Origin of the sequence: Streptomyces rectiviolaceus (genome assembly GCF_039533825.1) — a bacterium.
GTDB lineage: Bacteria > Actinomycetota > Actinomycetes > Streptomycetales > Streptomycetaceae > Streptomyces > Streptomyces rectiviolaceus.
In genome coordinates this window covers 51639-63080 of record NZ_BAAAUG010000034.1, presented here as the reverse complement: position 1 = coordinate 63080, position 11442 = coordinate 51639, and the positions used below count along the sequence as shown (strand labels likewise).

The window sequence follows — 11442 nt, the reverse complement described above, 5'->3', positions numbered from 1 at the left end:
CCTCCGGGGCCCGGTCGTCGGCCGCCGCCGGCAGTGCCCCCGCCCGCAGCGCCGCCGCGCCGCCCGCCGCTGCCGCCCCTGCGACGAACGTCCGTCTCGTGCTGCCCGCGGCTCCCGAGTACCCCATGGCCCGACCCCCTTACCGTAAGTAACTCCCGTATCAGGCGAGGGAGCTTACGGTCGGTGCCCGTGACGGGGAAGCGGCGCGAGGGCGGGGGCTCGAACATTGGCGTGAATGCGTTCCCGGCAGGGCGCCGAGGGTGGGTGTGACGTGAGTATGGCCGGAGTGCGAAGGCTGCGTTTCCGGAAAGCCGGTACGGGTGAGATGGCTTGACCCTCTCTTGGTGCCGTGGCTAGTTTCAACGCCATGCGAATATCCCGGCGGTTCAAGCAGCGGCGCGCTGTTGATCTGATGCGCGTCGCCACCGCTCTGTGTAGCTGACCTTCGGAACACCTGTGGAACGCACGTTTTCTCGTGATTCCTCGTGAGAAGCCGCAGGGAATTCCCCTGCCGGTCTTCCCTCCCTCCGTGAAGGTCCGCACTCCGGGAAAGAAGTCATGCCCACACACATACGGGCGGCGCTCGGCGCTGCCCTCGTCGCCCCGCTGCTCCTTGCGGGATGCGCCGACAACACCTCGTCGACCACGACTGTCGACGCCAAGCAGGTCTCCGCGAAGATCCCGGAGAAAGTGGATCCGGACACCACCATCACCGTCGGAGCACCGGACACCCAGGTCGCCCTGAAACTCTCGGGGCAGCTCGACAAGCTTCCCTTCAAGGTGAAATGGGCCAACATCAGCGGTGGCCCCCAGTGCTCCGAGGCGTTCAGGGCGCATTCCCTGGATGTGTGCTCCGCGGCTGAAATTCCGTCCATTCACGCGCATTGGACGGGGCTCGACACGAAATTGGTGGCCGCCAAATTCCGCAAGGACCCGCTGAAGCACCCCACGTACGAAATCGGCATCGCGCCGGGCGCCGACATCGACACACTGAAGGACCTGCGCGGCAAGAAGATCGCCTACAGCCCGGGGCAGGCACAGGGCGCACTCGTCCTGCGCATCCTCGCCAAGGCCGGACTCACCAAGGACGACGTGGAACTCGTCGAACTGCCGAGCACCGGCGATGTCTACCCGTCCGCCCTCGGCAACGGCCAGGTCGACGCGGCGCCGCTCGGCGGGGTCAACATCAAGCGCTATCCCGCGAAGTACGGCAAGGACGGCGCGAAGACGATCCAGCACGGTCTGCGGGACGACCCGGGACATCTGTGGGTGCCGACCGAGTCGGTGGAGGACCCCCAGAAGGCCGCGGCCATCAAGGAGTTCGTGAAGTACTGGGCGCGCGCCGCCGAATGGGCCGACAAGCACCCCGACGAATGGATCGCCGGGTGGTACGTCAAGGACCAGGGCCTGACCCGCGCGGACGGCGAGTACCTGGTCAAGGGAGTCGGCCACCCCGACATCCCGGCCGACTGGACCTCCGCCGTCGCACGGCAGCAGAAGACCGTCGATCTGCTGGCGAAGGAGACAGGGAAGAAGACCTTCGACGCGGAGGTCCTCTTCGACCTGCGGTACGAATCGGTCGCCGCGGATGCCCTCAAGTCCGGCGCGGGGGAAGGCACATGAGCGCCGAAGCCCCCACCCTGACCAAGGCTTCCGCCCGCCCCGGGCCCGTGGTCCACGCGCGCCCCAAGCCGCGACGCCGCAGGCTCGGCCCTGGCAAGCCCGTCCCGTACGGCTGGGCGATCGGCCCCCTGCTGCTGCTCGCGCTCTGGTCGGCGGGGTCGGCCGCCGGGTTCATCGACGCCCGCAACCTCTCCGCGCCCTGGACCGTGGTGAGCACCGCCGGTGATCTGATCGCCGAGGGACGGCTCCAGTCCAACCTCGCCACCTCCGCCGAACGCGCCCTTCTCGGGCTGCTCTTCGGCACCGCGGCCGGGCTCGCCCTCGCGATCGCCGCCGGGCTCAGCAGGATCGGCGAGGGCATCATCGACGGACCCGTACAGATCAAGCGGGCCATCCCGTCGCTCGCGCTGATCCCGCTGCTCATCCTCTGGTTCGGCATCGGCGAGTCGATGAAGGTCATCACCATCGCGCTCGGCGTGTTCGTGCCCGTCTACATCCACACGCACAACGGGCTGCGGACGATCGACGGCCGCTACGCCGAACTCGCCGAGACGGTAGGCCTTTCACGGACCGGGTTCGTGCGGCACGTCGTCCTGCCCGGAGCGCTGCCGGGCTTCCTGCTCGGCATGCGGTTCGCGGTCACCGCGGCCTGGCTCTCGCTCGTCGTGGTCGAGCAGGTCAACGCCACGAGTGGCATCGGCTACATGATGGAGCTCGCCCGCACCTACGGGCAGACCGACATCATCATCGTCGGCCTCGTCGTGTACGGCCTCCTCGGTCTCATCTCGGACGCACTCGTACGGCTCGTGGAGAGGAAGGCGCTGTCATGGCGACGCACACTGGCGGGCTGACGGGGGACGCACAGGCGGTCCGGATCGAGGGTCTTGTCCGCTCGTTCGGCGACCGGAAGATCCTGGACAGACTCGAACTCTCCCTTGAGGCGGGCGAGTTCGTGGCGCTCCTCGGCCACAGCGGCTCCGGGAAGTCCACGCTCCTGCGGGCCCTGGCGGGACTTGACCACGAGGTCGAGGGAAGCGGGGAGCTGTCCGCGCCCGGCGACGTCTCGGTGGTCTTCCAGGACGCACGTCTGCTGCCCTGGAAGCGGGTCCTGGACAACGTCGTCCTTGGCCTGACGGGAGCCGGAGCGCGGGAGCGCGGCCGTGCGGCCCTCGCCGAGGTGGGCCTCGCGGGCCGAGAGGACGCCTGGCCCGCGGACCTGTCCGGCGGCGAACAGCAGCGGGTCTCGCTCGCCCGCTCCCTGGTGCGCGAGCCTCAACTCCTGCTCGCGGACGAGCCGTTCGGTGCGCTTGACGCGCTCACGCGCATCCGGATGCATGCCTTGCTGCGACGCCTCTGCGAGGCGCACCGCCCCGCCGTACTCCTGGTCACCCATGACGTCGACGAGGCGATCGCCCTCGCCGACCGGGTGGTCGTCCTGGACGCGGGGCGCATCGCGGCCGACGTACGCGTGGAACTTCCCGCGCCACGAGGCCAGGGGAGCCCGGAGTACGCGGCGCTGCGGGGGAGGCTGCTGCGGCAGCTGGGGGTCGAGCTGGACGACGGCGAGCCGGTCGGCATCGAACCGGGCGGGCGTGGGGCGGCCCCTGCGCAGGACCGTGGGGCTGCCCCTGCGCAGGACCACGGACCGGAGGTAGATGCCGCCGTCGGGGCGGACGGAGATCCGAGGGCGGCGGGCCGCCGGACAGGCGCGGTGACTGACGGGCCGGTGGCGGCCGGTGCTGCGGCCACGGGTGCGGCGGGCAGTGGTCCTGCGGCCACGAGGGCTGCGGGCAGCGGTCCTGCGGGCGGCGGTGCTGCGGCCTCCAGTGCTGCGGGCGGCGGTCCAGCGGGCAGTGGTGCTGCGGGCGACGTCCCCGCGTCCGTCGGCCCGGCGCACGGCACCCCCGACGGTGCCGACGGTGGCGCCCCCGCCGTTGGTTCGCGCGCCGCGGAGGTGAGCCGCGCATGAGCCGCCGCGAGCTGCACCTCAACCTCTTCGTCTACCCAGGCGGCCACCACGAGGCGGCCTGGCGGCACCACGGCTCCGACCCGGCGCGGATCCTGGACATCGACTTCTACCAGGACCTCGCACGGCGCGCGGAAGCCGCCACCTTCGACGGGATCTTCTTCGCGGACGGCCCCGCCCTCGCCGACAACGTCCGCTACGCGAGCCGCTTCCGCCTGGAACCCTTCACCTGGCTCTCCGCGATCGCCGCCGTCACGCAGCGCATCGGGCTCATCGCGACCGCGTCCACCACCTACAGCGAGCCGTACAACCTGGCCCGCCTCTTCGCCTCGCTCGATCACCTCAGCAGAGGGCGCGCGGGCTGGAACATCGTCACCACCGGAGCCCCGCAGGCCGCCCTGAACTTCGGCCTCGACGCGCACCCGGTGCACGCCGAACGCTACGACAGGGCAAGGGAGTTCCTCGATGTCGTCACCAAGCTCTGGGACAGCTGGGAGGACGACGCGCTCGTCGCCGACCAGAAGACAGGGCTCTTCGCCGACACCGACCGCATCCACGCCATCGACCATGAAGGACCGCGCCTCAAGGTCCGCGGCCCGCTCAACACCCCGCGCACACCACAGGGCCGCCCCGTCTACGTACAAGCAGGGTCGTCCGAGGACGGGCGTGCCTTCGCCGCCCGGTACGCGGAAGCCGTGTTCACCGCGCACCAGACGCTGGGCAACGGCCAGGACCTCTACGCCGACCTCAAGAAGCGGGCTGCGGGGCTCGGGCGCGACCCGGACAAGGTGCTCGTCCTCCCCGGCATCAGCCCCTTCATCGGCTCCACGGAGGCCGAGGCCCGCGCCCTGCACGACGAGTACAACGAACTCACCCAGCCCGAGTACTCCTTGCAGCTCCTGCACCGCATGCTCGGCCTGCGGCTGACAGCCGAGCAACTGGACGGCCCCGTGCCCCGCGAGCTCGTCGAGACCGGCGGTGAGCGCGGCAACGGCAGCCGTTTCCAGGTGATCCTCGACATCATCGACCGCGAACAGCCCACCGTGCGCGGCTTGTTGCACCGCCTCGCCGGGGCCCGCGGGCACCGCGTCGTCGCGGGCACGCCCGAGCAGGTCGCCGACCAGATCCAGGAGTGGTTCGAGCAAGGCGCCGCCGACGGCTTCAACGTCATGCCGCCCGGCCTGCCCGGCGGCTTCGACCTCTTCGCCGACCAGGTCGTGCCGATCCTGCGCGCCCGCGGCCTGTTCCGCACCGAGTACACCGGCACGACCCTGCGCGACCACTACGGCCTGCCCCGCCCCGACAGTCAGTACGCCGACTCCGCTCACCCCCAGGAGAGTTCGTGAACGTGTTCCGATCCCGCCCCGCACTCACCGCACTCACCGCGCTCGGGGCGACGGCTCTGCTGGCTGCCTCCACCGCGGCTCCTTCCGAGGCGGCGACGCCCACATCCGCACCACGCACCTCCGTGGCGCTCGACTGGTACGACACGACCGCGCAGACCATCACCGCGGCGGGCGCGACCACACAGGTCACCAACAGCCGTGCGTGGGCGATCAGTTGGCTGGCCGCGGCCCGTGCCGCCGGTTCCGTTCCGCGCGGTGTCGACCGCGGCGACTACCAGGACGCCGCCCTCGCGTCGGCCGTCCACGACGCGCTCGTCGCCCTCGCACCCGCCCGCACCGACCAGCTCGACGCGGCGCTCGACCGGACCCTCGACTCCATCCCCGACGGCGCCGCCGAGGACAAGGGCGTGGCCGCCGGAGCCCGCCAGGCCGCCCTGACCCTGAAGTCCCGCGAGGGCGACGGCCTGGACCCCGCGTCGGTCAACGCCCCCTTCACCGTGCCGCCCGCCGCCCCCGGCGTCTGGCAGCCGACCCCGCCCGCGCAGGCCCCCGCCACCCAGTACGGCAACCGCCTCGCCAAGCCCTTCGCGCTGCGCGGCGCCGACCAGTACCGGCTGCCCGCGCCGCCCGCGCTCGACTCCCGGCAGTACGAGGCCGACCTCGCCGAGGTCCGCGCGTACGGCGTCAAGGAAGGCAGCAGCCGCACCGCCCGGCAGACCGAGACCGCCAACTTCTGGTACGGGTCCTCGCTGACCCTCTACACCGAGCCCCTGCGCGTCGCCGTCGACCGGTCCCCGCGCTCGGCCGCAGACCGCGCCCGCCTGGTCGCTCTCTTCCACGTCGCGTCCGTCGACACTCAGATCGCCACGTCCGACAGCAAGTACGCCCACCAGCGCTGGCGCCCGGTCACCGCGATTCGTACCGGTGGCATCGGCCAGGACCCAGAGTGGACCCCACTGCACGACACTCCCGCCCACCCCGACTACCCGAGCGGCCACAACACGTACTCGGGAGCGGCCGAAGGCGTCCTGGAGGCGCTCGCGGGCCCGCGCACCGCGCCGTACGACCTCACGAGCCCCACCGCACCCGGCGCGACCCGCACCTACACCGACTGGCACCGGCTCACCGCCGAGAACGTGGAGGCCCGCATCTACTCCGGTATCCACACCCGGTCGGCCGACGAGGCCGGGGTCAGGCTCGGCGAGCAGGTCGCGGGCGCGACGCTCCGCAACGCCGAAGCACTCCTGCGTCCGGCCCGCTGATTTCGGCCCGCTGACTTCGGCGGGATCGGCTACCGCAGCACGTCCGCCAGGTCGTACCGGACCGGCTCCTCCAGCTGGGCGAACGTACAGCTGTCAGGGGTACGGTCCGGTCGCCAGCTGCGAAACCGAGCCGTGTGCCTGAAGCGCTGTCCGCCCTCCATGTGGTCGTAAGCCACCTCGCAGACGCGGGACGGACTCAGCGGCACCCAGGAGAGGTCCTTCTTGCCGGACCAGCGGCTCGGCGCACCCGGCATCCGGGACGCCTCGTGCGCGGACTCGTCGGCCCAGGCAGCCCAGGGGTGACCTGCGGCCGACTCCATCCGCAGCGGTTCGAGCTCGTCCACCAGCTCCGCGCGCCGCTGCATGGAGAACGCGGCGCAGACACCGACGTGCTGCAGGGTGCCCCCCTCGTCGTACAGACCGAGGAGGAGCGAGCCGACGACGGGGCCGCTCTTGTGGAAGCGGTAGCCCGCGACCACGCAGTCCGCCGTGCGCTCGTGCTTGATCTTGAACATGAGGCGTTCGTTCTGCCGGTAGCGCAGGTCGAGCGGCTTGGCGATGACGCCGTCGAGGCCCGCGCCCTCGTACTGCTCGAACCACTTCTGGGCCAGCTCCGGGTCCGTGGTGCTCGGCGCGAGGTGGACGGGGGCGCTCACGCCCTCCAGGGCCTCGGCGAGCCGCGTACGCCGGTCGATGAGGGGAGCATCGAGCAGGCCCTCGTCATCCAGGGCGAGCAGGTCGAAGGCCACGAAGGAGGCGGGGGTCCGCTCGGCGAGGGTCCGCACCCGGGACGCGGCGGGATGGATGCGCTCCGTGAGCGCGTCGAAGTCGAGATGCCCGTCCCGGGCGATCACGATCTCCCCGTCGAGGACGCAACGGGCCGGAAGCCGCTCGAGCAGGGCCTCGGCCACCTCAGGGAAGTAGCGGGTCAGCGGCTTGCCCGTACGACTGCCGATCTCCAGATCCGCACCGTCCCGGAAAACGATCGCGCGAAAGCCGTCCCACTTGGCCTCGTACTGCATGCCCGGCGGGATCCTCGCCACGGGTTTGGCGAGCATGGGCTTGACGGGGGGCATCACCGGCAGATCCATGGCCCAAATCTAGGCGGCGTCCAGTCGGCCCGCCTGTTCAGCCGGCGTCCACAACGCCCAGGTCAGCCGCCGCGCTGCGGCCACCGTGGGGGTCCGGCGTCAGATCTGCAGGTGACGCAAGGGCCTCACAGAGGCGTCCCGCGGCAGCAGCGACTACGTCCGAGCCGGAGTCAAGGCACTCCAGTACATGCTTGGACCGTCCGCCCTCGCCCTGGCAGGCGACCTGACCACACTGGTCGGCGACTCGGTCCGCAAGGCCAACGACGACACCCTCAAACGATGCGTCGCACGTCTCCAGCCCGCGATAGAAGCCGACTCCGCGCGTCCGAACGACGATCTGCTCCCCAGGCGCACGCCGCCCTCGTCACCTGCCGAGAAACTGTCCCGAGCACGGTCGGCCGGCACTCTGCACCCGGCTGAGCGGTCGCATCGAGACTCCTCGCCGGGGATGCCGTGATCGGAGCCGGGTGGAGCTTGGCCGTCGCCGTTCCGTACTGCCAGGTGCGGCCGGTGCCGCGGTGGCCGGAGACGGGGGAGGATCGGGGCGAAGCCTTCCTGTATTCGTGGCCGGTACAGCTGGCCGTGAAGGTGGTCGACTTCGTGGGCGACGAGGCGGGCGATGCCGCGCCGTCAGCTGTCGAGTCGCAGCACCATCGCGTCATACAGCGGCGAGTCGGTGGACGGCAGTGCCTCGCCGAACCACTCGTACCCCCAACCCTCGTACAGGCTGCGAACCTTGGGGTGCTCCCGCTCGACGAGGAGCGTCACCCGCTGCTCGAGCCGGCCGCTGAGCAACTCGTCGTGGATCGCCTTCGCCGCCCCGGTGCCGCGCATCTTCTCGACGACCATCAACTCCGACAGGGCGAACGTGCGGGCGCCGTCCTCGACGATCGCGCCGTCCGGGACCGGGGTTCGCAGCCCGTTCCACCACCTGGTGCCCGTCTGTAGGGTGCAGCCGTATGCGTAGCCGACCGGAGTCTCGTCGAGGTAGCCGACGACCGCGGTGAAGCCGGGTACTTCGGTGTTCCAGCCGAGCCGCTCGTCGAACCGCTCGACGGTGTGGAACTCCTCGTCGAGCCGGGCGGCGTAGATCTCCGCGTACACGTCGAGGAGTTGGGGCCGGATCTCGCTGAGCCCTGTCGCGTTCCGTCGTTCCAGCCGCATGCCGTCCACGCTCACGCTCCCGTCCGTCGTGTCTGCTCGAGGAAGTCCGCCGCCGCGGGCACGTGGGCGTGGCGGCGCATCTGCTGGCGTAGCCCGTCGAGCTTGCCCTGTACCCGCTCGCTCTGCACGCGCTCGCCCATCGCCATGGCGAGCCTGGCCTCGGCGGCGGCCTGCTCGACTTCCCCGCCGTCGAGAAGGGCCTGTGAGCTCTGCACGGTGTAGTAGACGCGGTTGCGCTCGAAGCGCGGCTCGAGCATGTCCAGTGCGGAGGCGGTTAGTTCATGGGCACGACCGTAGCGGCCGAGGGCCTGGTGCGCGGCCCCTGCGAGTCCGGTGAGCTCGGCGGGGGTGAGGAATGACAGCCAGGCCGCAGGCTCGCCGCTGGTGCGGCCGTAGACGCTCTCAGCCCGCGCAAGAGATCGCTCGGCGCGGGTGCGCTCGCCGACGCGGGCATGGCCGACGGCCTGACGGCAGTGCAGCAGCGACATGAGCCACGGATCCTGTCTTGCCTGCCGCGTCTCGACGGCGGCCCGGCCGATCCGCAGCGCCTCCTGGTCTCGGTCCAACAGGCGGGCCTGCATGGCGAGGTTGGACCAGACGCGGGCCTGCAGCATGCCGTCCCCGGCGAGCATGCCCGCCTGCAACGCCTCGCTGTACAAGCTCGTCGCATCGTCCTGCAGCCCGGCGTCGTAGGCGAACCAACCGGCCGACGCCGCCCGGTCCCCGGTCGCCGCGTACAGGGCGCGCTCGACGCGGGAGCCGTAGGTGCAGTGGTTGAGCGCGTAGTGGACGGAGCGCAGCGCCTCCGCGGCGACCGTGTGCAGGGCGCCCCCGCCGAGCGCGTGATCGTGCTTGTACGGGGCGGGGACGATCGCCCGGATCCGCTCGACATCGGCTGTACCGAGTCGTCCTGCGGAGGGGATGGTGTCGAGGCCGAGGACAGCTGCCAGGCCGACCGCGATGAACTCCCGGCGTCTCACGGGGCGTTCCTCCTTCGCGGGCGCCGGCCGCCGGGCCGGGGCCGGAACCCGTGAGGACTTACGCGGGATGAAACCCATGGCCTCCGGGCTGCGGCCGAAGATCTGTTGCAGGGGCTGAAGGTAGCGGGACCACGGCCACTGCAAATCGCCCGCGATCCAGCGGCGCACATGCCGGTCGGTGCACTGGGTGGGCTTGCCGAACACGTCCTGCGCGGCCTGATTCACCTCGTCGGCGACCTGCTGATGGGTGTAGCCGAACTCCACAAGCAGGGCTTCGAGCTTGGTGTTCCGCTGCTTGGCCATGACCGTCCCCCACCCTGCGCCGAGTCCCTCGACGGTAGACGTACCGCCGTCCACCGCTGGGTAAAACTGTCCGGTCGCCCGCGAGTAACTGCCCCGGATCCGTCCTGATGAGCAACAGGACACTTCCGGGAACCTCGACGTCATGAGCAGAGACGCGGGACCACGGGGCAACGGCGCCGTCGAACGGACAGTTCACTCGGTGCCGCCCGTCGGGGGGCTGTCCGTGGCGCAGACATGCGGGCGAGCCTGCGTGTGGTGCGCCGTCGTCCTCACCACGGAGAACGCCGTCGAGCTCGGCACGCGCTCCGAGCGACGGTTCGACACCGACTTCATCTGGTTCCCCCGCGGCTGCCGGTTCTGCGCCGAACCGCGTGCCTACCGGGCGCTCCTCGACCACATCCAGAGCTGCGAGCAGTGTGCCGACGAGACAGGTCGCTGCACCGAAGGCCACGCGCTGCGGCAGAGGCTGAAAGAGGTACGACGATGAACGAGCGCGTCCTGGTCCCGGTCATCTGCCACATCCGTAAGCAAGGCTCCGTGGTCCGCTGCACCCTGCCGCCGCGGCACAGCGGCGGGCACCGGAACTACTACCAGCGCATCGACTGGCCGCGCCGCCCCGGCGAGACGCAAGCCAGCTGAGACCCCCTGCCGTGGCCACGTCGGACAGCCCACGGCACGGGAAGGGGCGGCCCGCCCGTTTGTGAGCCTCGTTGGCGGGCGGGCCGCTCATCACACCCCCGTCTGCCCGATGCACTGTGATGCCCCCGAGGACGGACGGGTGGCCCCGGCTGGTAGGGGCAACCCGGCCGGGGCCGCCAGCTCCCCTTTTCGCCCTTGGAGGTCACCGGCACAATGCGCGTGTGGCTGACAGCACACTGTGGGTGGCCTGCCTCACAGCTGGTACCGCGATCGTGGCAAGCTGGGTTGCCGGGCGCGGCAACATGAATGCGGCGAAGACTCAGGCAATCACGGCCGCACAAGCAGACAGGGCGCACGCGTCTCTGCAGGCACGCCGCGAGTCCTACCTCGAAGTCGTGGAACAGGCGCACGAGATGGGTGCGCTGTACCGCGACATACCAGAAATCCTGGCTACGACTCCAAGTGATGCCCGACGGAATGCCGTTCAGGAGCACACCAAACGCCTCAGGGCCGCATACGGACCTTTCACCCGGGCGGGCGACTTCATGATCGTGGAGGGGGGCGACCTAGCGGTGGAAGCCCTGCAAGGTGTCTTCCGCGACTCCCGCCGCATCTACATGTGTCTTCTGCACTCAGAGAATTCCGAACGCGCGCTCGAAGAATACGAGGACGCCATCCGCTCCTACTGGAACTCGGTAAAGATCATGGTTCAGCAGATGCGGGAAGAGACGAGGCGACTGCGCCAGGAAGGCGAGGCTCCCGCATAGGCTGCAGCGGGAGTTCGGTCACCGGGCGTCAAGACCCACCGCCAGCGGGTCGGCGTGCAGGAGCGCCTCAAGCTGGACGTTGACGGCCTCGGCGAGCGCGTCCGCCAGGTCGACGGGCACGGGCACGCGGCCCTGCTCCGTGCGATAGATCGTCCACTGGGACTTGCCGACGACTGCGGCGAGTTCGGGGACGGTGAGGCCGCGGAGCGGCGGGCGGAACGTAGGGCGGGACCACTGAAGGAGCGCGGCACGGGGCATCCCAAGGCATGGGCAGAGAGCAGGAGTCGAGGTCTCCGTCTGG

At 70.5% G+C, this 11442-nt stretch carries 11 protein-coding genes and 1 pseudogene; 8 read left to right on the top strand and 4 right to left on the bottom strand.

The features are described from left to right. The first annotated feature begins 558 nt into the window (after positions 1–558). The 5 genes and pseudogenes from ABD378_RS11740 (at position 559) to ABD378_RS11720 (ending at position 6197) form a co-directional block, all read left to right on the top strand. On the top strand, positions 559–1623 hold the full coding sequence (locus tag ABD378_RS11740) for an ABC transporter substrate-binding protein (RefSeq protein ID WP_344520567.1): 1065 nt from the start codon (positions 559–561) through the stop codon (positions 1621–1623). Further along, the gene (locus tag ABD378_RS11735; protein ID WP_344520565.1) at positions 1620–2474 is read left to right on the top strand and encodes an ABC transporter permease; all 855 of its coding nucleotides are present in this window, start codon (positions 1620–1622) and stop codon (positions 2472–2474) included. The genes ABD378_RS11740 and ABD378_RS11735 overlap by 4 nt, the downstream gene beginning before the upstream one ends. Then, positions 2450–3181 (top strand): annotated as a pseudogene (locus ABD378_RS11730) (ABC transporter ATP-binding protein); the annotation flags it as partial. The gene ABD378_RS11735 and the pseudogene ABD378_RS11730, both read left to right, overlap by 25 nt. 407 nt (positions 3182–3588) lie before the next feature. Continuing rightward, complete coding sequence (locus ABD378_RS11725) at positions 3589–4935, top strand: LLM class flavin-dependent oxidoreductase (RefSeq protein ID WP_344520564.1); 1347 nt, start codon at positions 3589–3591, stop codon at positions 4933–4935. After that, positions 4932–6197, top strand: coding sequence for a vanadium-dependent haloperoxidase (locus ABD378_RS11720; RefSeq protein ID WP_344520563.1), 1266 nt, complete (start codon positions 4932–4934; stop codon positions 6195–6197). Before ABD378_RS11725 ends, ABD378_RS11720 begins: the two co-directional genes overlap by 4 nt. 29 nt (positions 6198–6226) lie before the next feature. Here the strand turns inward: ABD378_RS11720 and ABD378_RS11715 are convergent, their stop codons facing one another. From ABD378_RS11715 to ABD378_RS11705, 3 genes are all read right to left on the bottom strand, one after another. After that, positions 6227–7288, bottom strand: coding sequence for an ATP-dependent DNA ligase (locus ABD378_RS11715; RefSeq protein WP_344520562.1), 1062 nt, complete (start codon positions 7286–7288; stop codon positions 6227–6229). 630 nt (positions 7289–7918) lie between these two features. Continuing rightward, entirely contained in the window at positions 7919–8452 is a 534-nt protein-coding gene (locus tag ABD378_RS11710; RefSeq protein ID WP_344520561.1) for a GNAT family N-acetyltransferase, read from the bottom strand. An 11-nt stretch (positions 8453–8463) separates the two neighbouring features. Continuing rightward, positions 8464–9735 carry an NsdA family TPR-like regulatory protein gene (locus ABD378_RS11705; RefSeq protein WP_344520560.1) on the bottom strand — a complete coding sequence of 424 codons (1272 nt, stop codon included), beginning with the start codon at positions 9733–9735 and terminating at the stop codon, positions 8464–8466. A gap of 142 nt (positions 9736–9877) precedes the next feature. On the opposite strand from ABD378_RS11705, the gene ABD378_RS11700 reads away from it, so the two are divergent. From ABD378_RS11700 to ABD378_RS11690, 3 genes are all read left to right on the top strand, one after another. Next, positions 9878–10222 (top strand): hypothetical protein, encoded by a 345-nt coding sequence (locus ABD378_RS11700; protein ID WP_344520559.1) that lies wholly within the window; start codon positions 9878–9880, stop codon positions 10220–10222. Continuing rightward, positions 10219–10374: a hypothetical protein gene (locus ABD378_RS11695; protein ID WP_344520557.1), complete on the top strand. Its 156-nt coding sequence runs from the start codon at positions 10219–10221 to the stop codon at positions 10372–10374. The genes ABD378_RS11700 and ABD378_RS11695 overlap by 4 nt, the downstream gene beginning before the upstream one ends. A gap of 221 nt (positions 10375–10595) precedes the next feature. Continuing rightward, positions 10596–11141, top strand: coding sequence for a hypothetical protein (locus ABD378_RS11690; RefSeq protein WP_344520556.1), 546 nt, complete (start codon positions 10596–10598; stop codon positions 11139–11141). Positions 11142–11159: 18 nt separating this feature from the next. Here the strand turns inward: ABD378_RS11690 and ABD378_RS11685 are convergent, their stop codons facing one another. Beyond that, positions 11160–11399: a helix-turn-helix transcriptional regulator gene (locus ABD378_RS11685; protein ID WP_344520554.1), complete on the bottom strand. Its 240-nt coding sequence runs from the start codon at positions 11397–11399 to the stop codon at positions 11160–11162. Between the last annotated feature and the right edge of the window lie 43 nt (positions 11400–11442).

Bases quoted from the DNA above. Each gene is read 5' to 3' on its own strand.
- ABD378_RS11700 (WP_344520559.1), top strand. From the start codon at position 9,878: ATGAGCAGAGACGCGGGACCACGGGGCAACGGCGCCGTCGAACGGACA.
- ABD378_RS11725 (WP_344520564.1), top strand. From the start codon at position 3,589: ATGAGCCGCCGCGAGCTGCACCTCAACCTCTTCGTCTACCCAGGCGGC.
- ABD378_RS11740 (WP_344520567.1), top strand. From the start codon at position 559: ATGCCCACACACATACGGGCGGCGCTCGGCGCTGCCCTCGTCGCCCCG.
- ABD378_RS11715 (WP_344520562.1), bottom strand. From the start codon at position 7,288: ATGGATCTGCCGGTGATGCCCCCCGTCAAGCCCATGCTCGCCAAACCC.
- ABD378_RS11735 (WP_344520565.1), top strand. From the start codon at position 1,620: ATGAGCGCCGAAGCCCCCACCCTGACCAAGGCTTCCGCCCGCCCCGGG.
- ABD378_RS11685 (WP_344520554.1), bottom strand. From the start codon at position 11,399: ATGCCCCGTGCCGCGCTCCTTCAGTGGTCCCGCCCTACGTTCCGCCCG.
- ABD378_RS11695 (WP_344520557.1), top strand. From the start codon at position 10,219: ATGAACGAGCGCGTCCTGGTCCCGGTCATCTGCCACATCCGTAAGCAA.
- ABD378_RS11705 (WP_344520560.1), bottom strand. From the start codon at position 9,735: ATGGCCAAGCAGCGGAACACCAAGCTCGAAGCCCTGCTTGTGGAGTTC.
- ABD378_RS11710 (WP_344520561.1), bottom strand. From the start codon at position 8,452: ATGCGGCTGGAACGACGGAACGCGACAGGGCTCAGCGAGATCCGGCCC.